Annotated in this window: 24 protein-coding genes and 3 pseudogenes; 12 read left to right on the top strand and 15 right to left on the bottom strand. The window is 58.4% G+C overall.

The genetic code is table 11. The features are described from left to right. The 4 genes from ACYZUA_RS21055 (at position 1) to ACYZUA_RS21040 (ending at position 4,644) form a co-directional block, all read left to right on the top strand. Entirely contained in the window at positions 1 to 1,743 is a 1,743-nt protein-coding gene (locus ACYZUA_RS21055; RefSeq protein ID WP_461960460.1) for an amidohydrolase, read from the top strand. A 111-nt stretch (positions 1,744 to 1,854) separates the two neighbouring features. Continuing rightward, positions 1,855 to 2,595, top strand: a complete 741-nt coding sequence (locus tag ACYZUA_RS21050; RefSeq protein WP_461960459.1) for a TorF family putative porin — start codon at positions 1,855 to 1,857, stop codon at positions 2,593 to 2,595. 50 nt (positions 2,596 to 2,645) lie between these two features. After that, entirely contained in the window at positions 2,646 to 4,049 is a 1,404-nt protein-coding gene (locus tag ACYZUA_RS21045) for a purine-cytosine permease family protein (protein ID WP_461960458.1), read from the top strand. Positions 4,050 to 4,185: 136 nt separating this feature from the next. Then, the gene (locus ACYZUA_RS21040; protein WP_461960457.1) at positions 4,186 to 4,644 is read left to right on the top strand and encodes a GNAT family N-acetyltransferase; all 459 of its coding nucleotides are present in this window, start codon (positions 4,186 to 4,188) and stop codon (positions 4,642 to 4,644) included. Positions 4,645 to 4,659: 15 nt separating this feature from the next. Here the strand turns inward: ACYZUA_RS21040 and ACYZUA_RS21035 are convergent, their stop codons facing one another. The 3 genes from ACYZUA_RS21035 to ACYZUA_RS21025 all read right to left on the bottom strand — a co-directional run bounded on the left by ACYZUA_RS21035 (position 4,660) and on the right by ACYZUA_RS21025 (position 8,063). Beyond that, on the bottom strand, positions 4,660 to 5,520 hold the full coding sequence (locus tag ACYZUA_RS21035) for a phosphotransferase (RefSeq protein WP_461960456.1): 861 nt from the start codon (positions 5,518 to 5,520) through the stop codon (positions 4,660 to 4,662). A 413-nt stretch (positions 5,521 to 5,933) separates the two neighbouring features. Then, a complete protein-coding gene (gene cls / locus ACYZUA_RS21030; RefSeq protein WP_461960455.1) occupies positions 5,934 to 7,229 on the bottom strand; it encodes a cardiolipin synthase in 1,296 nt (431 codons plus the stop codon). A gap of 273 nt (positions 7,230 to 7,502) precedes the next feature. Continuing rightward, positions 7,503 to 8,063 carry a lipid-binding SYLF domain-containing protein gene (locus ACYZUA_RS21025; protein WP_309676738.1) on the bottom strand — a complete coding sequence of 187 codons (561 nt, stop codon included), beginning with the start codon at positions 8,061 to 8,063 and terminating at the stop codon, positions 7,503 to 7,505. Between the two features lie 289 nt (positions 8,064 to 8,352). Here ACYZUA_RS21025 and ACYZUA_RS21020 point away from each other — a divergent pair, with 289 nt between their 5' ends. Beyond that, positions 8,353 to 8,589, top strand: coding sequence for a hypothetical protein (locus ACYZUA_RS21020; protein ID WP_461960454.1), 237 nt, complete (start codon positions 8,353 to 8,355; stop codon positions 8,587 to 8,589). A 199-nt stretch (positions 8,590 to 8,788) separates the two neighbouring features. Here the strand turns inward: ACYZUA_RS21020 and ACYZUA_RS21015 are convergent, their stop codons facing one another. Both ACYZUA_RS21015 and ACYZUA_RS21010 read right to left on the bottom strand, forming a co-directional pair. Next, positions 8,789 to 9,163, bottom strand: coding sequence for a RidA family protein (locus ACYZUA_RS21015; protein ID WP_461960453.1), 375 nt, complete (start codon positions 9,161 to 9,163; stop codon positions 8,789 to 8,791). A gap of 33 nt (positions 9,164 to 9,196) precedes the next feature. Then, positions 9,197 to 9,400 (bottom strand): hypothetical protein, encoded by a 204-nt coding sequence (locus tag ACYZUA_RS21010; RefSeq protein ID WP_461960452.1) that lies wholly within the window; start codon positions 9,398 to 9,400, stop codon positions 9,197 to 9,199. 6 nt (positions 9,401 to 9,406) lie between these two features. Between ACYZUA_RS21010 and ACYZUA_RS21005 the strand changes: the two are divergent. Continuing rightward, positions 9,407 to 9,565 (top strand): annotated as a pseudogene (locus ACYZUA_RS21005) (glucarate dehydratase); the annotation flags it as partial. A 104-nt stretch (positions 9,566 to 9,669) separates the two neighbouring features. Next, positions 9,670 to 10,848: an N-methyl-L-tryptophan oxidase gene (gene solA / locus ACYZUA_RS21000; protein ID WP_461960451.1), complete on the top strand. Its 1,179-nt coding sequence runs from the start codon at positions 9,670 to 9,672 to the stop codon at positions 10,846 to 10,848. Here solA and ACYZUA_RS20995 read toward each other — a convergent pair. Further along, complete coding sequence (locus tag ACYZUA_RS20995; RefSeq protein ID WP_461964071.1) at positions 10,838 to 11,140, bottom strand: DUF7693 family protein; 303 nt, start codon at positions 11,138 to 11,140, stop codon at positions 10,838 to 10,840. The genes solA and ACYZUA_RS20995 overlap by 11 nt on opposite strands. 113 nt (positions 11,141 to 11,253) lie before the next feature. Here ACYZUA_RS20995 and ACYZUA_RS20990 point away from each other — a divergent pair, with 113 nt between their 5' ends. Both ACYZUA_RS20990 and ACYZUA_RS20985 read left to right on the top strand, forming a co-directional pair. After that, on the top strand, positions 11,254 to 11,643 hold the full coding sequence (locus ACYZUA_RS20990) for a c-type cytochrome (RefSeq protein ID WP_461960450.1): 390 nt from the start codon (positions 11,254 to 11,256) through the stop codon (positions 11,641 to 11,643). A 96-nt stretch (positions 11,644 to 11,739) separates the two neighbouring features. Beyond that, positions 11,740 to 12,795 carry a sterol desaturase family protein gene (locus tag ACYZUA_RS20985; RefSeq protein WP_461960449.1) on the top strand — a complete coding sequence of 352 codons (1,056 nt, stop codon included), beginning with the start codon at positions 11,740 to 11,742 and terminating at the stop codon, positions 12,793 to 12,795. A gap of 70 nt (positions 12,796 to 12,865) precedes the next feature. Here ACYZUA_RS20985 and ACYZUA_RS20980 read toward each other — a convergent pair whose 3' ends face one another. The 4 genes and pseudogenes from ACYZUA_RS20980 to ACYZUA_RS20965 all read right to left on the bottom strand — a co-directional run. Further along, positions 12,866 to 14,581: an amidase gene (locus ACYZUA_RS20980; RefSeq protein WP_461960448.1), complete on the bottom strand. Its 1,716-nt coding sequence runs from the start codon at positions 14,579 to 14,581 to the stop codon at positions 12,866 to 12,868. 181 nt (positions 14,582 to 14,762) lie between these two features. Then, positions 14,763 to 15,191, bottom strand: coding sequence for a nuclear transport factor 2 family protein (locus ACYZUA_RS20975; RefSeq protein ID WP_461960447.1), 429 nt, complete (start codon positions 15,189 to 15,191; stop codon positions 14,763 to 14,765). A gap of 36 nt (positions 15,192 to 15,227) precedes the next feature. Then, positions 15,228 to 15,800 carry a chorismate mutase gene (locus ACYZUA_RS20970; protein WP_461960446.1) on the bottom strand — a complete coding sequence of 191 codons (573 nt, stop codon included), beginning with the start codon at positions 15,798 to 15,800 and terminating at the stop codon, positions 15,228 to 15,230. A 162-nt stretch (positions 15,801 to 15,962) separates the two neighbouring features. Next, positions 15,963 to 16,199: pseudogene (locus ACYZUA_RS20965) on the bottom strand (phage infection protein); the annotation flags it as partial. A gap of 202 nt (positions 16,200 to 16,401) precedes the next feature. On the opposite strand from ACYZUA_RS20965, the pseudogene ACYZUA_RS20960 reads away from it, so the two are divergent. Both ACYZUA_RS20960 and ACYZUA_RS20955 read left to right on the top strand, forming a co-directional pair. Next, positions 16,402 to 16,926: pseudogene (locus ACYZUA_RS20960) on the top strand (cupin domain-containing protein); the annotation flags it as partial. Between the two features lie 9 nt (positions 16,927 to 16,935). Beyond that, positions 16,936 to 17,412, top strand: a complete 477-nt coding sequence (locus ACYZUA_RS20955) for a hypothetical protein (RefSeq protein WP_461960445.1) — start codon at positions 16,936 to 16,938, stop codon at positions 17,410 to 17,412. Positions 17,413 to 17,416: 4 nt separating this feature from the next. Here ACYZUA_RS20955 and ACYZUA_RS20950 read toward each other — a convergent pair whose 3' ends face one another. Further along, positions 17,417 to 18,046 carry a bestrophin-like domain gene (locus ACYZUA_RS20950; RefSeq protein WP_461960444.1) on the bottom strand — a complete coding sequence of 210 codons (630 nt, stop codon included), beginning with the start codon at positions 18,044 to 18,046 and terminating at the stop codon, positions 17,417 to 17,419. 42 nt (positions 18,047 to 18,088) lie between these two features. Next, complete coding sequence (locus tag ACYZUA_RS20945; protein WP_461960443.1) at positions 18,089 to 18,757, bottom strand: polysaccharide lyase family 7 protein; 669 nt, start codon at positions 18,755 to 18,757, stop codon at positions 18,089 to 18,091. A 351-nt stretch (positions 18,758 to 19,108) separates the two neighbouring features. Here ACYZUA_RS20945 and ACYZUA_RS20940 point away from each other — a divergent pair, with 351 nt between their 5' ends. Then, positions 19,109 to 20,200 carry a DUF3616 domain-containing protein gene (locus ACYZUA_RS20940; protein WP_461960442.1) on the top strand — a complete coding sequence of 364 codons (1,092 nt, stop codon included), beginning with the start codon at positions 19,109 to 19,111 and terminating at the stop codon, positions 20,198 to 20,200. Between the two features lie 435 nt (positions 20,201 to 20,635). On the opposite strand, the gene ACYZUA_RS20935 is transcribed toward ACYZUA_RS20940, so the two are convergent. The 3 genes from ACYZUA_RS20935 to ACYZUA_RS20925 all read right to left on the bottom strand — a co-directional run bounded on the left by ACYZUA_RS20935 (position 20,636) and on the right by ACYZUA_RS20925 (position 23,730). After that, entirely contained in the window at positions 20,636 to 21,769 is a 1,134-nt protein-coding gene (locus ACYZUA_RS20935) for an alanine--glyoxylate aminotransferase family protein (RefSeq protein ID WP_461960441.1), read from the bottom strand. A gap of 484 nt (positions 21,770 to 22,253) precedes the next feature. Continuing rightward, a complete protein-coding gene (locus tag ACYZUA_RS20930) occupies positions 22,254 to 22,748 on the bottom strand; it encodes a PaaI family thioesterase (protein ID WP_461960440.1) in 495 nt (164 codons plus the stop codon). A 127-nt stretch (positions 22,749 to 22,875) separates the two neighbouring features. Beyond that, entirely contained in the window at positions 22,876 to 23,730 is an 855-nt protein-coding gene (locus ACYZUA_RS20925; RefSeq protein WP_461960439.1) for a LysR substrate-binding domain-containing protein, read from the bottom strand. Positions 23,731 to 23,773: the final 43 nt, after the last annotated feature.

Raw genomic sequence — 23,773 nt, 5'->3', positions numbered from 1 at the left:
ATGCAGCGATTTATTCCAAACCTGTTGGCCGCAGCCCTGGCCTTTTCTTCGGTGCAAGCCATGGCCGCCGCTGACCTTGTGTTGTTCAACGGCAAGGTCTTCACCGCCGAACCCGGTCAGGGACTGGTCCAGGCAGTGGCCGTGCAGGACGGCAAGATTCTCAAGGTGGGTAGCGATGCCGAAATCAACGCCCTGGCCGACACCGGCACGCAACGGATCGATCTGGCCGGCAAGGTGCTGATGCCGGGAATGATTGATACCCACAGTCACCCGGTGGTGGCGGCCTTTGACAGCATGGGGGCCAACCTGCTGGATGAAGTCAAACCGTTGCCGGAGCTTGAACAGTGGATTATCGAACAGGATCAGGCGGGCATTGCGCGGGCCGGTGACGTGATCAGCATCGCCGGGGTCAGTTCGGCGTATTGGGACAAGAGCCGTGAGCTGGGCCAGCGCTTCAATCAGGGACGCTGGGCGGATCAACCGGTGGTCCTCAGCGGGATCGACGGGCACACCGGCTGGGCCAACAACGCCATGCTCAAGCGCCTGAAAATCGACGCGACATTGGTAAAAGGACTCTCGGAACAAGACCGCAGCTTTGTGGGTCATGATGCGGATTTCACCCCCAATGGTTATTTTGCCGAGTCGCGCTGGGACCAGGTACGCAGCCAGATCCCCGCGCCCAGCGACGAGATCATGTTGAAAGCCGCCCGCGAGGCAGTGAAGGTCAACAATCAATACGGCGTCACTGCCTGGATGGACGCGGCGGCGAATGCCGGCAGTGGCGATTCGCTGTTCGATTTCAAGGCAACCGAGCAGAGTTACGGCGTGCTGCCGCTTTACCGCGAACTGGCAGAGAAGGGCGAGCTCAATGCCCACGTCGCCGCGCTGCTGTTGGCCAACCCGAAAAGTCGGCCGGCCGATCTGGAAGTGCTGGCCAAGGTCATGAAAAAATTCGAGAGTGTGCCCAACCTGAGTTTTCCTGGCATCAAGGTATTCGCTGACGGCGTTCTGGAGTTTCCGGGGCAGACCGCCGCGGTCATCGTTCCCTTCAAGAACAGCCAAAAGAACGGGCAACTGCTGATCGACCCCGCGCATTTCGGTGAGTTGGTCGTGGCAGCGGAGAAGCGCGACTGGATTGTGCACATGCATGCGGTCGGCGACCGTGCGGTGCGTGAATCACTCAATGGTTTTGCCTATGCGCGCAAACTCAATCCGACACCGGTGGCTCATAGCATCAGCCACTTGCAACTGGTCAACCCGAAAGAGTTTCCGCGCTTCAAGCAACTTGGCGTGATCGCCTCCATGCAATTGCTCTGGGCCACCGGCGAGAGTTACACCGTCGAGCTCGTCAAACCCTATATCAGCGCGTTTGCTTACGGTTATCAGTATCCCGCCAAATCCCTGCATAACGCCGGTGCGGTCATCGCCGGTGGCAGTGACTGGCCGGTGTCGAGCCCCAATCCATGGAACGCCATCGCTCAGGCCAGTACGCGCAAAGGGCCGCTGGGTGTGTTGAATGCCAAGGAAAGCATCGATCGCCAGGCCATGTTCTACGCCTACACGCTCAATGCCGCCAAGGCCCTGCGCCTGGAGCAGCAGATTGGTTCGCTGACACCCGGCAAACAGGCCGATCTGATCATCCTCGACCGCGATGTGTTCAAGGTCAGTGATGATGAACTGTTCGACACCAAGGTCCTGAAGACCTTCTTCGCCGGCAAAGAGGTGTACGCGCCCGCGTCCTGACCCTCCGTTCACCCGCACCACGCAAAAGACTGCCTGGCTCCTCGTATGACGAGGGGCTCGGCATCGCCATGCCCGAAATAATCCGCACCTCCATAAAAATAAGAGACTTGTATGAACGCACGCTCAGTATTGACCCTTGCCACTCTCGTATTGGCACCCCTGACCACCCAGGCACTGCCACTCAATGATGACTTCAGCCTGGACATGACCCTGGGAGTCTTCAGCGACTACCGCACCCGTGGCATTTCGCAAACCCTGGGTGATCCGGCGGCTCAGGCCGGCGCCACGCTGGTGCACAGCAGCGGCTTGTACATTGGCGCCTGGACCTCGAATGTCGATTTCGGCGGCGAGTTCAAGACGCGGCAGGAACTCGAGTATTACGCGGGCTACTACTGGCAGGCGACCGAGGCCATCAGCCTCGATCTGGGGTACCTCAAGTACGACTATCCAAAGGAAGGCCAATTCAACATGAGTGAGGTCTACGCCGTCCTTGACGTTTATGGCGTGAAGCTCGGCGCCAATTACTCAAACGATACGCCGAACTTCTTTGGTGAGGACCAGGACACCCTCTACACCTACCTCAGCTACAAAATCGAATTGCCGGCCGAGATCGGCCTGGACCTGCGCGTGGGTCGCAACGATGTCAAAGACCCGGCGTTCTGGTCCGCCAGCGGTGAAAGCCGTGATGCCTACACCGAGTGGGAAGCCAAGTTGACCCGTGACTTCGTGGGCGTGACCTGGGGCCTTAGCTACATCGATACCGACCTGTCGAAAAGCGAATGCACGAGCTGGTACGGCTATGGTGATTTGTGCACGGCCACGGTGGTTGCCAGTGCCAGCAAGGCGTTCTAAGCGTTCGAGCCCACACCCTAAAAACAAGCGCCTCAAAGGAAAACAGCGTAATGACCAAGGTCAGCGATAGTCAGCAACGAAGTCCCCTGATCGAGACACGTTCGATCGATTTCATTCCCGAGGCCGAGCGGCATGGCAGCCTCTACAGCCAGTTCACCCTGTGGCTCGGTGCCAACCTGCAAATCACCGCGATCGTCACCGGTGCCCTGGCCGTGGTGCTGGGCGGCGATGTGTTCTGGTCACTCATCGGCTTGCTGATCGGCCAGGTGCTCGGCGGCGCAGTGGTTGCCCTGCACGCGGCGCAAGGGCCGAAGCTCGGCCTGCCGCAGATGATCTCCAGTCGCGTGCAGTTCGGGGTCTATGGGGCGGCCATCCCGATTGTGCTGGTGTGCCTGATGTACCTCGGTTTCAGCGCCACCGGCGCGGTGTTGTCGGGGCAGGCGATTGCCCAGCTGATCGATGTCAGCGACAGCGCCGGCATCCTGATTTTCGCCTCCTGCATCGCGTTTCTGACGATCTTCGGTTATCGGGTCATCCACCTGGTCGGCCGGGTGGCCAGCGTGCTGGGCATCATTGCCTTCGTCTACCTGTTTACCCGGCTGATGACGCTCAACGACATCGGTCTGTTGTTGGAAAATCGCCATTTCGGCTGGAGTACTTTCCTGCTGGCGGTGTCGTTGTCCGCTTCCTGGCAGATCGCCTTTGGCCCTTATGTGGCGGACTACTCACGCTACCTGCCGAGCAAAACCTCGTCGTGGAAGACGTTCGCTGCCGTCGGACTTGGAACGGTGCTGGGCGCGCAGGCGTCCATGGTGCTGGGGGTGTTCGCCGCGGCATTGGCCGGTGCGAACTTCCGCGGTCATGAGGTGGCGACCATCGTCGGGTTGGGCAGCACCGGTGTGATGGCGTCCCTGCTGTACTTGAGCGTGGTGTTCGGCAAGGTCACGGTGTCCACGCTCAACGCTTATGGCAGCTTCATGTGCGTGGCCACCATCATCAGTGGTTTCCGCAGCCGTCTGGAGATTTCCGCCCGCCAGCGCATGGTGTTTGTATTGGTGATCGTCGCGGCGTCCACCACGCTCGCCCTGCTGGGCCAGTACTCGTTTCTCAACACCTTCAAGTACTTCATCCTGTTTTTGCTGACCTTCTTCACACCGTGGAGCGCGATCAATCTGGTGGATTACTACTTCATCAACAAAGAGCGCTATGACATCCCGGCGTTGTCCGACCCGGCGGGTCGTTATGGCCGCTGGAACCTGCGCGGGATCAGCGTGTATGTCATCGGTGTATTGATCCAGTTGCCCTTCGTCGATACTCACTTCTACTCCGGGCCGATGGTCGCGCAGCTCGGCGGTGTCGATATTTCCTGGATCGTTGGTCTGGTGGTGCCGGGGATTCTGTATTACGGGCTGGCGAGGACATCAATGCCGGCGGTGGCCCCTGCGCGGAACTGAAAGGCCTGAGGAGGAAAGCAAAAAGATTCGCAGCCTGCGTACGCCGTCCCTTGTAAGCGCTGCCGCAAGTTGCGATCTTTTGATCTACATTTCCCTTTCCCCGCGCATCACATCAATCCGTAAGGAGACGATCAACATGGACATCCAGGCCTTGCGAGCCGACGCATCCCACCTCGATAAAATCGCCAGCCTGTTCGACGCCTATCGAGGCTTCTACGGTCAACCATCGAACCTGCCGCAGTCTCGCGACTTCATCGCCGAGCGCATTGCCCGGGACGAATCCGCGATCTTCTTCGCCCAGGCCCCCAGCGGCGAGGCGCTGGGTTTCGTGCAGTTGTTTCCGACGTTCTCCTCCATCGACGCACACCGCACCTGGTTGCTCGGCGACCTCTTCACAACACCCGCCGCCCGAGGGCAAGGGGTCGGCACGTTGCTGATGAACACCGCACGAGCCTTTGCGTTGTTGACCGGCGCCAAAGGCATGCTGCTGGAAACGGCCACTGACAATGTCGGCGCGCAACGGTTGTATGAGTCCCTGGGTTATGTGCGCGACACGGGTTACTACACCTACTGCCTCGATTTGAAACAAGGCTGAGCCAACCGCTGCCGGTTACTTCAACTCAAGCAGAAATGCAGCTTGGGCCTTGGGGCACGTGAGGATGCGGTAACGCGTGCTACGGGAAACATCACGGTCACGAAAGCGCTCATACACCGCCTGGAAAACCCCACGGTTCAATTGCGGGTGCTGATGCTTCAGGTAGCGTTCACAGCAGGTGTTGTAGTGTTCAACCGATATGAACTTGTTGAACCAGAAGCGATAGAAGTAACCCAGCAGAAAACCCAGGCTGAAGTCGTGATCCAGCACCGAATGCGCGCAGCATTCGAAATCGATCAGGCGCAGCCTGCCATCGGGGCCGATCAGGATGTTCTTGGGGTGCGGGTCCATGTGCACAAACCCCTCGACCAGCGTCTGCCCAAACAGTTGGAAAATATCCAACAGCAGCGTTTGCACCTGCTCGGGTTGGGCGATCAGTCGTTCATCGACGCTGCAATGATTGTCGAAAAAACTGACCAGTAAATACTCTTCCTTGAGAAAAGGAAAACGTCCGACGTGGCCGAATGCAGCCACTCTGGGCGATGACTCCGACTTGGCGGACACAACGGACAGGTTGATGAATTCGTTGGTCAGGTCATGCAGCCCGAACACACGCTTGAGGCCCAGGAAATTCTGCAGCTGCTTTTTCCAGTGGGTCAGGCGGTTGTGTTTCAACACCCATTTGCGCTCACCTTCGAGCAGGAACACGCTGCGGGTTTCCTCGGGAATATCCAGCAATGCATGTTGATCCGGCTCGGCAAAAAACCGCTGAAGCACCGTCACCAGTTCGTTCTGATCAGACGGATCAAAATGGAAGGTGACGCGAGCAATCTTTTGCTGATTCAGAGGGGAAGTAAGGTGTCTGAGGTGACGCATGTATTGCCTCTGCAAATGCTTTTGGGTCGATAAACGGCGGCAAACGAGCGCGACGCTTTGTCGTTATCGGCAGGACGCTGCAGACCCTTACTCACAGAGTTGATTTTTTACCGTTGGGTTGGCTGCACGGCCAACTAGGTCAGGCGCGACCAGGCTGTGCCTCGCGATGCGGGGTACAGCCTTGTCAATACGAGACGCTCTTGGACGCTATGCGAACCCGAGAAACGACAGGATAACCACGACTATCACAATGACCCCGACGATGTAGATGATGTTGTTCATGAAGTCCACCTCTCAACCTGAATGGATTGCGGAACGTGGGAGTTACAACCACAAGGTACTGCACCTTTACTGGCAATTCCATTGCGCAACACACAGAGCTCCGTTGCTCATTCTCAACCGCGCCACTCGACTTATAGCCAATATTCCCAGAGTCGCCCCATCTGCTCCTTGGCTCTCAAAACGAGCGAGCGGCGCTGCCATTTTTCCAACTCGATTTCGTTCGACTTGGCCAGATCAGCCATGAATGCCGCCTGCATCTTTTTTCCAAACCCGCTGCCCAGCACAACGACGTTGACTTCATCGTTGTGCAGGAAGCTGCGCCAGTCGAGGTTGGTGGAGCCGACAGTCGACCACACGCCATCGATGACTGCAGCCTTGACGTGGAGAAGCGCATCACGGCGTTCGTAAAGCTTGACGTTGGCCTCCAGCAGCTCGCTGTAGTAGGCGCGTCCGGCATGGAACACCAGCCACGAATCGGTGCTACTGGGCAGCACCAGCTTGACGTCGACGCCACGTGCTGCCGCCTCCTTGAGTGCCGCCAACAACTGCGGATCGGGCACAAAGTAGGCGTTAGTCAGCCATATCTCGGTCTGCGCGCTATGCAGCGCCGAAATCAACGTCGCATAGATCTGGCTGAACGGCTCATCTGGGGAGCTGCCGATGGCGCGAATCACCTCGGTGCCTTTGCGCTCCAGCGGCGGAAAGTAGTGGCGAGGCGCGAGTGGTTCACCTTTCTGGGCAGTCCAGGTTCCGATGAACAGCTTCTGCAGGTCTGCAACCACAGGCCCCTCGATGCGCAAGTCGGTATCGCGCCAGGGCAAATCACCATTGGGACGCGTCTTCGAGTGTGAGCTGAACGAGCCCCCCGAATAGACGCTGCTGATGTTGATCCCGCCGAGAAAGGCAATACGGCCGTCCACTATCAGCAGCTTTCGGTGATCGCGCTGGTTCACGTCCCAACCCGCTTTGGCCGTCACCGGGTTGATGGGGTTGTACTCCAGCACTTTGATACCCGCATCGGTCAATCGAGAGAAAAACGCTGAGGGTGTTCCGAGGGTTCCGACGCTGTCACGGATCAGATTGACCTGTACGCCTTTGTGTTGCTGAGCGATCAGTGCGGCGGCGAAACGCTGACCGACTTCATCATCGTCGAGGATATAGGTCTCCATGTTGATGTGGTCGCGCGCAGCTTCAATGGCTTTGATCATCGATTGGTAGGTGCTGGGGCCGTCCTGCAGCAAGTCGACCTTGTTTCCTTCCGTTAGCGGGCTACCGGAGACGGACTCTTCGATGGCGAGGTGCACATCGAAGATGTTGGTCTCTGCGCCGGTGGACTTGAGTCGGTCGAGAATGGCTTTGCTGCGCTCGGCTGACAGAGGTCCGTTTACCCCGTCGACTTGCACTGGCGCAGAGGTCGCGTGAGCCATGTCCGGCACTATCCTCGGCAAAGCACTGGAGCCAATCACAAATGTCAGAAGCACAACCACGCCTAGCACCAGAGCAATACATGCACCCTTACATCGGGTTAGAAGATTCATTAGGCCCCCTCTTGGCGAGGATGGTGATAGCGCTCAACAATCCAGGAATTTCGCCGTGTATCCAGCCCCAAAGGGGCGTCTTGCCTGGTACACAAGACGCCTTGGGGGAGGGGGCAGCCACGCGGCACGCTTCAAAAGACAGACCCCTTGAAGGGTAGGCTTTCAGCGCTTGATCAGGGAAATCTTCGTTCCCTCGATGCTGACCCCGGCCATTAACCCCTGCTGGTCGAAAATGAACGCGTAGGCATCGTCCTTCACTGTCGTGCTGGACAGATTCTTCGCCACCCCGTCATCAACCAATACAACGGTGGGTCCTACGCCGACTTCCCAACCCTTGGTCTCACGAACATAATTTACGGCTTTGTCAGTCATCAGGAAAACCGCATAGCCATACGACTGGGCGCCTGCTTGTAGTCCCCAGGACCCGGTTACGGAGTTGTAATAATTCTCTACTTGCGAGCCCTTCATCAGCACGCCTTCGCCATAGCTGCCACCAAACACAAGGCCGGCCTTGATGATTTTCGGGAAGACCAGCACCGCTTTGGCATTCTGCGAAATGGTTTTGGCAGATGGGGTGGTCTTGTAAAGCGTTTGCAACGCTTGCTGGGAGTCGGCATTCAGGTCCTCGGCGGTTGCCGCACCTGCATTGTTCAGGAGGCTCGCTGATGCCAATGATGCTGTCGCGAGGAAGATCGATAGGAAGAAGCGCATTGACTGAGTCATTTTCGTACTCCGGTAAGGGAGCAGGGGATGGGAGCAGCAGTCAGCGCCTGCACCAGACAGGTTCCGAACCTACTGAACGTTATCCGGCGCACCCTGATGTGTGTGAATGGCAAAACGTCGCTTTTGAATGACGCGGGCCCAAGGCCTTTGATCAGTCGCGACGCCGTCAGAAGTTTGGACCACTGTGCAACGGCGGGGTTCGTCGTCAGAGGCAGCTTTTAGCCGATTGCTGACTGTCATCACTGACGGCAATCGATTTGTTGCATTAATTCGTCTGGAGGTTCTCACCATGCACAAATACACACTGGCATACCTGTTCAACGGCGAGCCCCGCACACACATATTTGAACTCAAGCAGCCTCAGTTGTCCGTACATGAGGCGGCGATGCACCTGCTACAGCTGCATTTTGGGGATGGAGAAAACAGCCTCATCATGCCCACCGCGGACGCGACGCCGGAGGAGATTTTAGAGCAGGCTGAGCTGGTAGGATTGACGCAGATTAAGGTCGTCGATCAATCCAGTTGATGCCAGGTGCTGCGCCGAGCAATGCGCGTCTTGGCATACAGGGCTGCTTCTGGGCCGATTGATGCCTGTCTTGACGGGCAGAAAATCGACTCCAAGCTGCCTGTCGTGGCAGGCAGTCAACGATCGATTCCCAGGAAGGTTTTACCTTCACTGTACCTGGGGTTTGATCAGCTACGCTTGGTGTATGACTACAGGTAGCTCACTGCAAACAGGCGTACACCACCATCTCAACCAGCATCTCCTCGCGTGCCAGCCCCGCCACCACAATGGCCGCGCGGTTGGGGTAGGGCGCCTGGAAATACTGCGCGTAGGCTGCGTTGACGGGGGCCAGGTAGCTACGGTCGGTGACGTAGATCAACACCTGGGTCACCGCTTCCAGCGATGTGCCCGCCGCCTCCATGGTATGGCGCAGGTTAGCAAGGGTCTGCTGCGCCTGCGCCTCGATGCCGCCGGCTACCACCTGGCCGCTGGCATCGATGGGGATCTGGGCGGTGTAGAGGGTGCCATTGCCGACGACGGCCCATTCAAGCGGGGCTTTAGACGCGAAAAGGTCGGTCTTGATCGCATATTTCATTGGGGTATTACTCAGTGAAGGGGACGGGGTTTTTCAATCGGCATCGCTGCCGCCACCTGCGCCGTGGCGGCGCGAGGACTCGGTACTTTCGACCAGTACCTGTTCGGCCAGCTGCTTGAGACGTTGCCAGGTGGCTTCACTGACGCTGAAGCCCTGGGCAAGTGCGGCTTGCGCACAGACCTCATGACGCGCAGGTACTGCCGGGCGACTGAAGGCGACGGTGATACTTTGCTCCACATCCCTGAAATCACCCGCGCGCCCGGGTTGGGTCTGGAACTGGATCACGATCAACTGGGCAAGCTGCACGATCAGTACCTGACGTGCGGCATTCGCCAGCGCGATGACGTGAAACAGATGCAGCGTTACAAGCCGGACTGGAAGGCGGTCAAACCGCGTTTTTGATCAGATGAACGGTGCCTCCCGGGAATACTGAAAAGCCCTGGCAACCCACAATTCTTGGCCTATGCTGGTGGCTTTTCAACGAGTCGGTTTCGGCGGGGGCATAGATGGATCTTCGGTGTGAAGTAGCGGTTCTCGGTATGGGCGCAATGGGCGCCGCCACCCTGTATCAGCTGGCGAAATCCGGCGTCAAGGTGGTGGGTATCGACCGCCATCATCCTCCCCACGATCAAGGTTCCAGCCATGGCGATACGCGCATCACCCGGCTCTCGGTCGGGGAGGGCGCCGAATATCTGCCCATCGTCCGCAACTCCCACAAAATCTGGCGCGAACTCGAAGCGCTGTCCGGTGAGTCATTGTTCGAGCAGTGTGGCGTGTTGGTCATGACTTCCAGCCCCACGTATGACGCTGACGATGAACATGACTTCACCCACAGCACCCTTCATCTCGCGAACACCCATGACATTGAGCACGAGGTGTTGTCGGCCCAACAGATTCGTCAGCAATTCCCGCAGTTTTCACCGGTGCTGGACACGGCAGTCGGCTACTTCGAACCGGGAGGCGGTTATGTCCGTCCCGAGCGATGCATCGCGGTACAGCTCAAGCTCGCCGAGGAACTGGACGCGACGCTGCTGAAGGGCGAAACCGTCATGCAAATCACCTCGGACGAGCAGGGCGTCACCGTCATTACCAATCAGCGAACTATCCTCGCCGATAAGGTCGTGATCAGCGCCGGCATGTGGTCCAAGGGCTTGCTCGGGGAGCCTTTCGACCGGTTGCTGCGGGTGTGTCGTCAAAAGCTGTTCTGGTTCGAACTGGAGGAGAACGCCCGGTTCGCACCGCTGTCACCGACCTTTATTTATTCTCACGGGCCAGGTGATGAAGACTCTGTCTATGGGTTTCCGCCGTTGCCCGGCGAGGGCAGTCTGAAGGTCGGCACCGAGCAATACAGTGAAGAGACTTCACCCGACACGCTGGACAGATCCGTCAGCGACGCCGAAGCACGCGAGATGTTCGACACCCATGTGCGCGGCAAGATTGCTGGCGTCAGCTCGCGGGTCGTCAAATCGGCGGTGTGTGCCTACACCGTCACACCGGACAGTCACTTCATCATCGACGAGCACCCGTTACTGAAAAATACCTTGGTGGTGTCCGCCTGTTCGGGACACGGCTTCAAGCATTCCGCTGCGCTGGGCGAGGCACTGGCGCAGTGGTGCTTGCGGGGCAGCAGTGATCTGGATCTGTCGGCGTTTTCGTTGAAGCGGTTTGCGGGCGTTATTGGGTGAGTGCAGTGCTCAGGCGCTCGATCTGCGCCAGCTCCCAGGTGCTGAGCAGACTGACCGGGTCGGTGCCGTAACGTTGCCAGCTGTCGAGCACGCCCTCGCGACCGTCCGGGCTTTGGCAACGTTGGCAGTGGAGAAGGTGAGTGCCGTCGAAGTCGAGGGTCAGGCGCCAGCCCTCGATATCGACTTGCACCTGGCCCGGCTCGGGTTGTTCGTCGAGGCGCTTTAAAAATCGAACTTCCAGCGCGGCGTCGCGCAACTGCTGGTAAACCTCGCGGGCGGTCAGGGGCGGCACTGATGTCTCCGGTGAAATCGTGGCAATCGTAGATTCGGGGTGCACAGGATAGACGATCATGGTGAAATCTCCGCGAGCTTGTGCTTTGAGCACCTACTGATCCGGAACCCTACATGAAGAAATCCGCCGCACTCACCTTGGCCCTGGTGCTCAATGCTGGAATATTCGGCGCGCAAGCACACGCGGCCGGCGATGCTGAAGCGGGTGCGACACTGTTCAAGCGGATATGCGGCGGCTGCCATCAGGTCGGGGAGTCGGCGCGCGGTTCATTCGGGCCGCAACTCAATGGCATTTTTGGCCGCCCTTCAGGCAGCACCACGGATTACCAGTATTCCGATGCGATGAAATCAGCCGGTATCGTCTGGACCCGTGAAACCCTAACTGCGTATCTAGAAGATCCAAAAGAAGTGGTGCCCGGCACCCGCATGATTTTCTGGGGGCTCAGCGACCCGGAAAAGATCGACAACCTGTTGGCGTACCTTCAGACGTTTCAGCCGCAGTAGTACTTTGCGACTTTCGAGGGCATTCGCCAGACGCGGAGCACTCGGTGGTTCTGATCTGATTTACAATTCCCCCTTTTGACGGAGGGGCAGCCGTTAATGGATGTTCTCGCGCTTCTGTATGACTACCTGATCAAGTGGGTGATCGAGCCTGTCACGGATCAGTTTCTTGGCATTTTCGATCTGAACGGCCGCTTCAGCATCGTGTTTCTCTGCGTGTCCTACAGCATCGCCTACAGCCTGTACCGCTTCAGAAAATATCGCGGGCTGACCGACGCACGTTCTTTCTGGCAGTTCATCGGCGGGCACCGGGTTCATTTTCATCCCTCGGCATTGCTGGATTACCGGTACTACTTCGTGCGGGCCATTCTGAAGATCGCGCTGGTACTGCCCATTGTTGGCCTGGTCGACCCGTACGTCCTGCGTTCCGGCGACTACCTCTCGTTTTTCAACAATCTTTGGGGCGCGCGCGCGCAGGTGGGGCAGAACCTCTTACTTTCCTTGCTCTACGGGCTCGGCGTGTTTCTGGTGAAAGACTTCATCCATTACTGGGGCCATCGCGCCTTTCATTCCCGGTATCTGTGGGCGTTCCACAAAGTCCATCATTCCGCGCCCGTCCTGGTGCCGGCGACGGCAAGCCGGATTCACTTTGTGGAAAAAATGGTTGAGAAACTGACTGACACCGTCTTCCTCGGCGCTTTTGCCGGTGTCTTCTGGTACGCCTGTGGCGGGGAGATCAGCCGGTACACCTTGTTCGGCGTTACGTATATGGTCCTGATCCTCAATGCCTTGGCGGCCAACCTGCGTCACAGCCATGTCTGGCTTTCTTTCGGGCCCGTGGTCGAACATGTGCTGAACAGCCCCGCGCAGCACCAGATTCATCACAGTGACGCGCCCCGACACTTCAACAAGAATTTCGGTACCAACCTGTCACTCTGGGACTGGATGTTCGGTACGCTCTACGTCACACACTCGACGCCCGAGCCCATTCAGTTCGGCACCGGCAAACAGGATCACGACCGTTACCTGACGCTCTATAGCCTGATCGTCACGCCCTTTGTGGACATCGCCCGCAAGTTCCCCGTCAGGCGTGCCATGGAATGGCCGTCGCGTTTCGCCGAAAAACGCTCGTTGAGACTCTTGCGCCGACGTTAGCGCTGAACTCCGGGGCGACGTTCAACCAGTGGACGGGATTGGAGCGTGTAACGCCCCGATCCCGCTCTTTCTATTGTTGGCCAACCGGCAAGGGTGGGGTGCGAGGCGGGATCAATCGTTTTGTTCCGATCGATTCGAACGCCGAAGCCAGGCGCAACAGCGTCGAATCGTCATAGGCACGACCGGCGAATGTCAGCCCGACGGGCATGCCGATGTCCGGCATGACGCCCATCGGCACCGTGACCGTGGGGACGCCCAGGTGCCGGATGGCAAGATTGCCGTTGGCGACCCAGACGCCGTTGCTCCACGCGATATCCGCAGACTTCGGATCGACATCGGCATTCGCCGGACCCACGTCGGCCACCGTCGGGAATAGAACCGCATCGAGTCCCAGCCGATCCATCCAGTCCTCAAGATCGATTCGACGTGTCTGTTCAAGTCCGCGCAGTCCGTCAGGAACGGTGGTGATCTGGTCCCACGGTGTGATGCCGCGCTCGGCCATTTTCACGTACTCGTCCATGCCGGCGGCAAGGTCGTCCTCCCGGTTGGGGAGCGTGCCCGGGTCGTGGGGGAAAATCAGCGGTCCGTCGACATCGGCCAGGCGGTTCAACTTGGGATCGCCATTGGCCCGCAGAAAATCATCGAACGCCCAGGCCGACAGGTCCCACAACTCATGATGCAGGAACTCTTTGGACACCAGGCCCCGCGTAAAAACGGTCGGTGCACCGGGGCGATCACCTTCGCAATTGGACACCAGCGGGAAATCGACTTCGATGACTTCGGCGCCAGCGGCTTCGAGTGCTTTGCGCGCCTCTTCCCAGAGCCCGATCACGGAAGGACGGGTGATGATTCGCTGCCCCGTCGGACCACCGATGCCAGGCGCATCGCTCGTGCCCGCTTCGGGATCCGCGTTGATGTACATGCGCGGCACGCCGAAGCGCTTTCCTGCCAGTGCATCGGATTTCACGGCCAACTCGGCATAGGAAGCGGGACGCACCGAAGCGACACTCGGAATCGGCACCCACGGTTGCATCCGCCACAGATCGCCACGTGTGTCGGGATCTTCCGCCACCACCACGTCGAGCACTTCGAGCAAGTCGGCCATGGTTCTGGCAAACGGCACGACAACGTCCATCGTCGGCGTCAACGGCCAGTTGCCGCGCACCGAAATTACCCCGCGTGAAGGTGTGTAGGCACACAGACCATTGTTCGATGCAGGACCGCGTCCGCTCGACCAGGTTTCTTCCGCGAGGCCGAATGCCGCGAAACTGGCGGCAGTTGCCGTACCGGCGCCGTTCGATGAACCCGAGGCGAAGGGGGCGGTGAGATAGTCAGCGTTGTACGGGCTTTCCGCGCGGCCGTAGACCCCGCGCTGCATGCCGCCGTTTGCCATCGGCGGCATATTGGTTTTGCCCAGGCAAATCGCGCCAGCAGCGCGAAGCCGTTCGATCGTGAACGCATCGCGATAAGCAATCAGGTTCGCGAAGGCCGGACTGCCGGAGGCGGCAGTGAGCCCCTTCACCAGGTAACTGTCCTTGGCCGTATAGGGAATGCCATCGAGCGGACCCAGCGTCTCGCCCTTGGCTCGACGAGCATCGGAGGCCTGCGCCTCGCTCAGCGCCTCGGGATTTCGAACCACCACCGCGTTGAGGACGGTGGGCGTGTCGGGACCGTCGTAGGCATCAATCCTGGCGAGATAGGCCTGGACCAGCTCAACCGCAGTGGTTCGGCCAGACTCGAGCGCAGCACGCAGTTCGGCAATGGAAACTTCGGTGACCTCGATCATGCTGTTACCACCGTCTGCTGATGGGCGACGCGATGAATGTTGCCATCGCGCTGAATGTTGGGCTCAGGGACATCACTAATCTCAAAATGGATATTCATCGGCGTTCTCGTTGCGCTGCGTTTCGCACTCTATTTAACACCAAGCCGGGAGCAGAGGCATCGCCCAGGGCGATGCAACGTCTTCAGGCTTTGCTGGCCGCCAGGTAAGCGCCAAGGCGTTGTCCCATTTGCTCACCCAAGGCTTGCAGGCCACTCAAGGGACGGACCATCACCTCAAACTCGACGATTTTTCCTTGTTCATTGAACCGGATCATGTCGATGCCCTTTAACTGTTTTCCGCCGACGTTGGCGCTGAACTCCAGGACGACGCTCAACCCGTCTGCGGTCGACAGTTCCCGGTGGTAGACAAAGTCCTCAAATACCTCGATGACCGTGTTGAGAATCATCGATACCACGGCTGCCCCCGGGTAAGGCGTGTGAGCCATCGGGGAGCGGAATATCGCCCGTGGGTCCAACAAATCGGGCAAGGCGCTCAAGTCACCCTCGCGGATCATGTCGTGCCACTGGGTCAGGGATTCTGCGGCTTTGGGATGCAGTTTAGGTTCAGACATTTTCAACTCCTGTATTTTTGTTGTTGGGTTACCTTGTCATCGGTTCGCGACGCACAGTTCCCCGGTGGCGCGTATCAGTGCCTGACCATGCAGACCGTCCTTGATCAGGCTGGATCGTTCTTTGGCTAGCCAGTCCGCGCATTGCGGGTCTTTGCGGTAGGGCGCGAAGGCGGCGTATTGCTTCAACAGGCGGTTTTGCAGCTCATCGAGCTGTGGCCGGATTTGCTTGGCGAGGTCCGGCCGCGGCGTGTCAGGCGCCTTGCCAGCCGCTCGCCATTGGGCCACCAGCCCGTATTGCACCAGCTTGTTGGCTTCGATCTGTGCGGCGATCAATTCGGCTACTTCGTCCGGGTCCAGATTGCGCTCAACGGCCAGTTTCCTGGCGTTGGCGATGACTTGTGCCTCCCGGGCACTGTCCTGGATCGGTTTGCCACTGTCCCACTTGGTCAGCGCCACAAGATCAGCAATGCTCAGGCGCTCGTTCAACGTTACCAGCAGCGGTTGCAAGCTATCGGGTGCCGGGGAGGGCGCGCTGGCCTGTGCGCTGCTGGCGAGTAAACCGAGGACGACGCAAGTCAGCAGTTGCGGTAAGCGTGGGGAATGGAGCATGGGCAAACCTCATTGGGTACGGGACTCACAATCAGGTGTTATGTATCACAGGTGCGGCGGAGGCATTAAGCAGGGATCGATTTATTTTGTGCACGAAAAAGCCCGGCTTGTCAGGCCGGGCTTTTCGTTGAGTGCTTCGGTAAAGCCATTCATTTATACAGCGCGGTTCTCGATCAGACGATCGGAGCCACCTTCAGCGACGCGGTTCTCGATCAGACGATCCGAACCACCTTCGGCAACACGATTTTCGATCAAACGATCCGAACCACCCTCAGCCACACGACTTTCAATCAAACGATCCGAGCCGCCTTCAGCGACAACCGGGTGAGCAGAGGTAGCGGCGAAAGCGTTAACTGCAAAAACCGAGAAAGCGATGCTGAGAAGGATTTGGCGTTTCATGATGGTGTGCTCCGGGGTGTAGTTGTGGGGTCTGGCGCTGATGTTACGCCGCGGATTTTTTATGAGAACTTCATTGAGTTGATGGTGACTATCGACGCTGGCAATGATCCTCCTGTCGTCGGCTGTACCGCTCAGCCAACACCGTGGCTTGGTAGGGTGCTACGGCTACAATCACGACGAATAAAAGCGCCGGAGTTTGCCTATGGATCGCTTGTCTACGTTGTTGTCACAGTTCGGCGTGCGCGCAAGCCTGTTTTACAACGGCAATCTTTGCGGCATGGCGTCATACGATGGCGCTGACCAGCGCGGCCATATTCACCTGCTGCAGGCAGGTAGCGTCACTTTGCAGGGGGCTGATCGCAAGGACTTGCTGCTCACCCGGCCCAGTCTGATTTTTCTGCCACGCCCAAGCCGGCATCAACTGTTCGCCGGTGAGCCCGGGGGGGCTCAACTCTTGTGTGCGTCGATGAAGTTTGAGGGCGGAGTCGATAACCCGTTGTCCGCTTCGTTACCCGATTGTCTGGTGCTGTCCCTGGATGAGCTACCGCTGCTGGCCGATACCCTGAAATGGATGTTCAGTGAGGCGGCAGGCGAGCATTGTGGCCGGGAGGCGGCGCTGGATCGCTTGTTCGAACTACTGATCATCTTGTTGTTTCGGCATCTGCTCGACCACCACCAGTTGCGGACCGGAATGATGGCTGGACTGCCCGATATGCGGCTGGCGCGCTAGCTTCAAGTGCCTTTTGCACTGGCCGTGCTCGGATTGCTCCTGGTCAACGGCCAGAGCATCGCCCGGTTCGAGGGGCAATCACCCACCACCCTGGCGCTCGGGATTGGTGCGTCACTCGCGGCGGTCGCACTGTGGGTCTGGTTTGGGCTGGCCAATCAAAGAAGCGCTGATAAAAAGCCCGGCATGAATGCCTGGGTCTGGACCGCCATGATGATTGGAGGCAGCCTGCAAACGCTCCTGTTCATCCCGGTGGGTACGGCCATGGATGTGTTCAATGCTCCCATGCTCGGTTTCGGGCAAAGCGCGATCAGCCACCTTTACCTTCCCGCTTTTGTACTGGCGGCCGTTGCGTCAATTGGCGGCGCATGGGCCTGGACCATCGCTTCCCAACGCCTTCCCATGACACTGGCCAGTCAGTTGCTGTCACTGGAAATGGTCTTCGCTACCTGCATGGGGCTGCTGTTCGACCCCATCCTCGACTAATTGATCAACGGATGATCTCGGCCAGCGCTTGGCGCATCGGCTCACCGGAGACATGGACGAGGCCGGAGAAGGGCGAGTCCAATTCCAGAATCATTGTGATGCCACCCGAAACCGCAACCGAACAGAGGGAGAAAACGACGATAGTCGTGGCATTGCGAGGTGCGAACAAGCCGAAGCTGGCGAAAACAAGGCTAAGCCAAAAGATCAGCAGGATCAGGAACGGCATTGGAATGTTGCTGGCACGCTGTTCCGCCAGCAGCCAGCGCGCCTGTAATACATCGTCCGAAAGCGTGAGCGCCTGGGAGCGAAGCCAGCGCTGTCTCGGATCAGTCGGAACAAGCAAAAGAATCGATTCCTGTGTCGCCTCCATCATCCGGACAGTTGCTTCAATTGACGCTGACTGTTCCCCTGCCGCCGGGAACAACTCCTGCATTTTCGCTTCAGCGTAGGTGCGCAGTTTGACACGCGCATAATCCGCTTCTGGCCCGTAGCGCTGCATCACGCGGTTGAGACGAACGATGTCGACGGCGATCCTGGATACTTCACTCGATCGCGTTGAGAAAGAATTGTTCGCTGTCGAAATCATCAAGCCGATCACCAAGGCTGAAAGCGTGCCAACAATCGCAGTCTTCACCCTTCGGATCGGCGTGCCAATGGTAGTGACCTAAAGAAGCGACTAAATGTTGTGTTGGATCTCCAGCATCTTGAACGTCACTTTTCCGCCCTCGGTGGGATAGCCGGTGTTGTCCTGCACATACGCACCCGCTTTGAAATACAGTGGTTTGGTCTTCCAGCTCGGGTCGATGGTGGTTCTCCAGTTGTATCCTGCTGCGCTGATGCCCAGCGCGCCCTTCGGGCTGAGGTGGATCTGGTAGGAAAAGTTGCGGTTGAGCGGCACCCCCGTCGCAATGGTGATGACCTGGCCCACTTCATCGTCGGGACGCATGCGCACCTTGGCGACAATGTTCCCCGTCGAAGCTGACGTTTTGTACTGGTATTCCAGCTTCACCATGGGGCTGTTGCTGTCCTTGTTGTGAATCTGACCAATCACGATCTTGCCGGTGCTGGGTACCTGATTGACGGCCAGACTCGCCCGCAGTTTGTTATCCGCTGCTGAATACTGCCAGTTGCGCAGCGTTCCATCGCTATAGGTTTCCCGCAACTCGCTGCGCGGGTAAACAGCGTTGGCTGTCCTGGAACCGGTCACAGGTGCCCAGAAGGAAAGGGTAGCGGCTTCAGAACTGAAATACTGGTCCTTGAAGCCTTGCGCCAGTCGAGGCGTTTCTATGGTGGCCGGTGGGCTGCCTTCAGGGATGCTTAAATTCCAGGTGGCGAGGTCGATCATGTCAATAATCCTGTATGCGGGGAATGTTGCGGCCACAGTTGCGCTCGAACCGACGCTATTGAGCTGTGTCAATTGGGTCTGCTGATTAGGAAACCCGTATGGCGGTAGATTGACGTCAAATGTTCGCCGAAGTGGTTATTGCAGGCTTTGTGCCTACGGGGGTCACCGTTAGTCGGCTATTTTTGGAGTTGAGGGAACTAATCCGGGTTGCTTAGCAGCTGCAGCGAAAGGACCTAAGCCATCAGCGGTGGACGGGTCGGCTAGAATGAGTGCATGCACTGGACGAAGAACACGCTCGAAAGCCGGTTCTGAATAACCGGCGCGCCGCGCCATAAAGACAGGAGACCGCTCATGAGCCACCGAAGCAATTTTGCGCTGTTGAGCTTTGATCCGGCGTTTGCGTCGTTGCGCGATGGCCTTTCGGTCGCTCAGCAGATTGACGACACACTCTGGGTGGCGAACGACGAAACCACGAGCCTGGAACGCCTGAAAATCCAGGATGCTGCGCCCGGCGACGTCGTAAGGTGCGATGAGCACCAATCGTTTCAGCTCCTGGAGTATTTGGATCTGCCCCTACCGAAGCAAGACGCCGAGATCGATATCGAGGGGTTGGCCTATACCCATGACAGTGGTTACCTCTGGTTGGTGGGCTCCCATAGCCTGAAGCGAAAGAAGGCCGAGGCCGGCACTCCTGCACAGAAGAATATCAAACGCCTATCGACGGTAGAGGCGCAGGGCAATCGCTTTCTGCTGGCCCGCATCCCTGTGGTCCGGCAGAACGACGGCTATGCACTCGCCAGGAAGGTGGAGGCCGATGGACGTACGGCGGCGCAGCTACATGGCAACGAGGTCAGTAACGACCTGACCACGGCCATTGCTGAAGATCCTCAACTACGCGACTTCCTGAGTATCCCGGGTAAAGACAACGGCTTCGATATCGAAGGGTTGGTGGTGATTGGCTCGCGTCTTCTGCTAGGGCTACGTGGACCGGTCCTTCGCGGCTGGGCTGTGTTGCTGGAGATCGAACCTGAGCTGAACGACGCCTCGACTGACACGCTGGTGCTTAAGAAGATCGGTCCGGATGGGCGCCGTTATCGCAAGCACTTCTTCGCGCTAAATGGTCTGGGCTTGCGTGACCTGTGCACTAGCGGTGACGATCTGCTGATCCTGGCGGGTCCCACCATGGACCAGGATGGTCCGGTAACGGTCTTCCGCTGGCGCGGCGGTTTCGCGTCCGACGAGGAAAGCGTGGTCTTTACGGATCAATTGGAGAAGGTGCTGGAGGTGCCTTTTGGGCAAGGCAACGATCACGCTGAGGGCATGTGTCTGTTCCAATCGGGCGAGCAGCCTGGGGAGGTCCTGCTGATCCTCTACGACTCTGCGGCGCAGAGTCGTAAACACGGCGATACGGATGTGGAAGGGGACCTGTTCATCCTGAATTAGCCACGCACCTCGACGTCAACGCGGCCTGCAGATCAGTTTGCCTGGGCTGCTGGTCGCCACCCTCGGACTTGCAGCACTGGCCCCGCAGTTTAAGTTGGTCTTCATCGCGGTGAAATGGCTCGGCGTTGCCTTTATCCTGTTCATCGCCTGGAACTTATGGTCAACGAACACCGAACAAATGCAGGCACCTCCAAAGCGCTCAGCAGGTCGATCCCGATGCCGAGCGCGGTAATGAAGATGACTTCTGGCCAGGAGAGAGCCGTCAGATCAAATGCATGGGGCAAACCCGCGCCGAAAAAAAACGACGGCTAACATGAAGTCCCGACGACCAGCGTCACATTCGTCGAAGATCAGCGCCATGGGCCGACAGGGCCCAGGGCAGGATGCCTTCCTTGAATTCACAAGTTCGGTATCTGCTGCGGGCACGATAAGGGCTTAGTTAACCATCACCTCGTCCAGTGCCTGCTCGAGGGTGCTGACCGTGCGCTCGATATTGTGCAGCTTTTCGAGTCCGAACAGACCGATGCGGAAGGTCTGGAAGTCGGCCGGTTCGTCACATTGCAACGGCACTCCGGCGGCGATCTGTAGGCCATGATCGGCAAATTTCTTGCCGCTCTTGATGTCGGCATCATCGGTGTAGCTCACCACTACGCCAGGGGCCTGAAAGCCGGCTGCGGCCACGCTTTTGATGCCTTTGCCGGTCAACATTGCGCGCACCCGATCGCCCAGAGCCTGTTGTTCGCCGCGGACCTTGTCGAAACCGTAGGCTTGCGTCTCTTTCATCACTTCGTTAAACCGCGCGAGGGAATCGCTGGGCATGGTCGCATGGTAGGCATGTCCGCCCTGTTCGTAGGCCTGCATGATCTGAAGCCACTTTTTCAAATCGCAGGCGAAGCTGCTGCTATGCGTCTGTTCGATGCGCTCGAGGGCCAAAGAACTGAGCATCACCAAGGCGCAGCAAGGGGAGGCGCTCCAACCTTTCTGCGGTGCGCTGATCAGCAGGTCGACTGCGCATTTGTGCATATCAACCCAAAGCGTGCCTGAGGCGATGCAGTCCAGCACGAACAGGCCACCCACCGCATGCACGGCGTCGCCGACGGCCCGCAGGTACTCGTCGGGCAGGATAATCCCTGATGAGGTTTCAACGTGGGGAGCGAAGACAATCTGCGGCTTCTGCGCCGCAATGGCTGCCAGCACTTCGTCCAGAGGGGGTGGGGCGTAGGCAGCCTGGCGACCCGTGTCGACCGGTCGGGCTTTCAGCACCGTAGTGGCCGCCGGGATGTTGCCCATCTCAAGGATCTGGCTCCAGCGATAACTGAACCAGCCGTTGCGTATCACCAGGCATTGCTGGTCGGTGGCAAACTGCCGCGCCACCGCTTCCATGCCGAATGTGCCGCTGCCCGGGACCACCGCAACAGCCTGGGCGTTGTAGACCTGTTTCAGGGTCCTGGAAATGTTCTTCATCACGCCTTGAAATGACTGCGACATGTGGTTGAGCGAGCGGTCGGTGTAGACCACTGAGTACTCGACCAGCCCCTCGGGATCGATACTGGGATATAGCTTTGACATGGCGTGACTCCTTTGGCAGAGATCTCAGTGGTATCGACCCTGCCCTAAGCCTTGGCAAATGACAAGATGCTCGGGATTGAATTGCGACTTCTGTCGAGCGGCTGGCATTGCCTGTGGGCGGCAACTGGTTCTAACTGCGCGCACAAGAAATACAACAGGCAATTACCTATGCACGAATAAAATGGTGCAACTGCCCCCAGTCCGGTTGGTCGACAACGATGGCGCAACGCGGCGATCAGGTTACACCTAGTCTGTCCACTGACTGCTTTTGGCCGATTCAAGCCCTTCAGGAAGAGAGACTATTGATCTGAAACAGGCGTGAAATCGTGAGCAAGGCTTTCTCCCCGTCAGCCACATGGAGGCCCAATAAAATGGATGGTGTAAGGCGCCTTAAACTGAATGTTCGATTTGGCTGGCCGCATCCAGCCATGAAAGCACTGCATGCGTTCAGCCAGGTTGTCCTTGGTGCTTGCGAAGAGGCAACCTACCGACTATGAGCAACCGCTGCCAGTTGCTCGGTATCTACGCGAACAAAAACGGAGTCTCCAATCGCCGTGAGCACTTCCCCGGCGTATACCTCGCAGATGACGCGAGTTTTGCGTCCGACTTCACCTTCGACTTTCGCACGCAGGGTCAGCGGTACACCCATCGGGGTCGGTTTGATGAACTTGATGCCAAGGTTGCCAGTGACGCAATTGATGCGTGGGAGGCTTCCAGCTTCGCGGTGTTCCGTACGGTAGTGATAAGCCATCGCCGTCCAGTTTGAATGGCAGTCAACCAGCATCGCTGTCAGCCCGCCGTAAACCAGATCCGGCCAGCCGCAATACTTGGCGTCAGGCAAGTGCTCGGCCATGACATGCACGCCGTCCTCATGCCAGAAGCTCTTGATGTGAAGCCCGTGCGGATTACTGCTGCCGCAGCCGTAACAAACGCCTTCAGGCGCGGCGGTGTCTTGCAGGGAGTTGTCGAGCCTGGACATACCTTGATCCTTCTCATAAATGTAAACCAAACCTGTCGGATTTTAACGCTGCAATCGGTCATTCGGGCAACCCGGCCAGCCGCAGTCCATCCGCGAACCGCGCGCGAACCGTAGCGTGAGGCTTCCCTCAGTCCAGGTTACCCAGCAGCCACTCACTGAAGCTTCGCGCCAGCGCATTATTCTCACTGTCACGATGGGTCAGCATGGCCCAGTTCGGGCCGCGAATGGTTTGCTCCACCAAGGGTTGCAACAATCCTTGGGCGCGCGCCTGCCGACTCAATAACTGGCTGACCAGGGCGATACCGAGCCCCGCGCACGCGGCGTCCAGCAGCAGGCCGGGGTCGGAGAAATTCAGCCCCTGATCTTTCTGGCCGACATCGATGCCAGCCTCCACCGCCCAGTGACTCCAATCCGTTTCCCGCTCACCGTGAAGGGTGGTGCGCTGTTCGGGTGGCAACGCCAAAAGGCTCGGGTGACACGCCGGATACAGGCGGTCGGCGTGCAGCACCTTGAAGCTGCACTCGGCCTGGGAACTGATGTCATCGCGCACGGCGAGGTCGATGGTCTGGGTGGTCATGTCCGGGACTTCATCGGTACTGAAAATCCACAGATCAACGTCTGGATGCTCGCGGCGAAAATCCCCCAAGCGTGGCAGCAGCCAGTGACGGGCGAATGCCGGGGTGGTGTTGAGCACCAGTTGGTTGGGTTTCTGGTATTGCCCGAGACGGCGAATGCCGACGGCCAGTTGTTGCAGCAAGGCCTGGGTGGTGCTGAGCAGGTCGTGACCGGCGTCGGTCAGGCTGACGCTGCGTCCACTGCGAAAGAACAAGGGTTGTTCGAGGTACGCCTCAAGGCTGCGGATCTGCTGACTGATCGCCGATTGAGTGAGGTGCAACTCGGCGGCCGCCTTGTGGAAACTGCCCAGCCGGGCGGCGGCTTCAAAGCCGCGAAGGGTGCTGAGTGGCGGCCAGTGCTTGAGCATATTGATAAGTTCCTCTAATCATTTCTATGCAAAATCCATCGTT

This window comes from Pseudomonas sp. LS2P72 (genome assembly GCF_054897865.1).
This window is presented reverse-complemented; position numbering and strand designations above follow the sequence as displayed.

What these genes read in the sequence shown, in the direction of transcription:
- ACYZUA_RS21055 (WP_461960460.1), top strand. Translation starts at nt 1, where the DNA reads ATGCAGCGATTTATTCCAAACCTGTTGGCCGCAGCCCTGGCCTTTTCT.
- ACYZUA_RS21050 (WP_461960459.1), top strand. Translation starts at nt 1,855, where the DNA reads ATGAACGCACGCTCAGTATTGACCCTTGCCACTCTCGTATTGGCACCC.
- ACYZUA_RS21045 (WP_461960458.1), top strand. Translation starts at nt 2,646, where the DNA reads ATGACCAAGGTCAGCGATAGTCAGCAACGAAGTCCCCTGATCGAGACA.
- ACYZUA_RS21040 (WP_461960457.1), top strand. Translation starts at nt 4,186, where the DNA reads ATGGACATCCAGGCCTTGCGAGCCGACGCATCCCACCTCGATAAAATC.
- ACYZUA_RS21035 (WP_461960456.1), bottom strand. Translation starts at nt 5,520, where the DNA reads ATGCGTCACCTCAGACACCTTACTTCCCCTCTGAATCAGCAAAAGATT.
- cls (WP_461960455.1), bottom strand. Translation starts at nt 7,229, where the DNA reads ATGGCTCACGCGACCTCTGCGCCAGTGCAAGTCGACGGGGTAAACGGA.
- ACYZUA_RS21025 (WP_309676738.1), bottom strand. Translation starts at nt 8,063, where the DNA reads ATGACTCAGTCAATGCGCTTCTTCCTATCGATCTTCCTCGCGACAGCA.
- ACYZUA_RS21020 (WP_461960454.1), top strand. Translation starts at nt 8,353, where the DNA reads ATGCACAAATACACACTGGCATACCTGTTCAACGGCGAGCCCCGCACA.
- ACYZUA_RS21015 (WP_461960453.1), bottom strand. Translation starts at nt 9,163, where the DNA reads ATGAAATATGCGATCAAGACCGACCTTTTCGCGTCTAAAGCCCCGCTT.
- solA (WP_461960451.1), top strand. Translation starts at nt 9,670, where the DNA reads ATGGATCTTCGGTGTGAAGTAGCGGTTCTCGGTATGGGCGCAATGGGC.
- ACYZUA_RS20990 (WP_461960450.1), top strand. Translation starts at nt 11,254, where the DNA reads ATGAAGAAATCCGCCGCACTCACCTTGGCCCTGGTGCTCAATGCTGGA.
- ACYZUA_RS20985 (WP_461960449.1), top strand. Translation starts at nt 11,740, where the DNA reads ATGGATGTTCTCGCGCTTCTGTATGACTACCTGATCAAGTGGGTGATC.
- ACYZUA_RS20980 (WP_461960448.1), bottom strand. Translation starts at nt 14,581, where the DNA reads ATGATCGAGGTCACCGAAGTTTCCATTGCCGAACTGCGTGCTGCGCTC.
- ACYZUA_RS20975 (WP_461960447.1), bottom strand. Translation starts at nt 15,191, where the DNA reads ATGTCTGAACCTAAACTGCATCCCAAAGCCGCAGAATCCCTGACCCAG.
- ACYZUA_RS20970 (WP_461960446.1), bottom strand. Translation starts at nt 15,800, where the DNA reads ATGCTCCATTCCCCACGCTTACCGCAACTGCTGACTTGCGTCGTCCTC.
- ACYZUA_RS20945 (WP_461960443.1), bottom strand. Translation starts at nt 18,757, where the DNA reads ATGATCGACCTCGCCACCTGGAATTTAAGCATCCCTGAAGGCAGCCCA.
- ACYZUA_RS20940 (WP_461960442.1), top strand. Translation starts at nt 19,109, where the DNA reads ATGAGCCACCGAAGCAATTTTGCGCTGTTGAGCTTTGATCCGGCGTTT.
- ACYZUA_RS20935 (WP_461960441.1), bottom strand. Translation starts at nt 21,769, where the DNA reads ATGTCAAAGCTATATCCCAGTATCGATCCCGAGGGGCTGGTCGAGTAC.
- ACYZUA_RS20930 (WP_461960440.1), bottom strand. Translation starts at nt 22,748, where the DNA reads ATGTCCAGGCTCGACAACTCCCTGCAAGACACCGCCGCGCCTGAAGGC.
- ACYZUA_RS20925 (WP_461960439.1), bottom strand. Translation starts at nt 23,730, where the DNA reads ATGCTCAAGCACTGGCCGCCACTCAGCACCCTTCGCGGCTTTGAAGCC.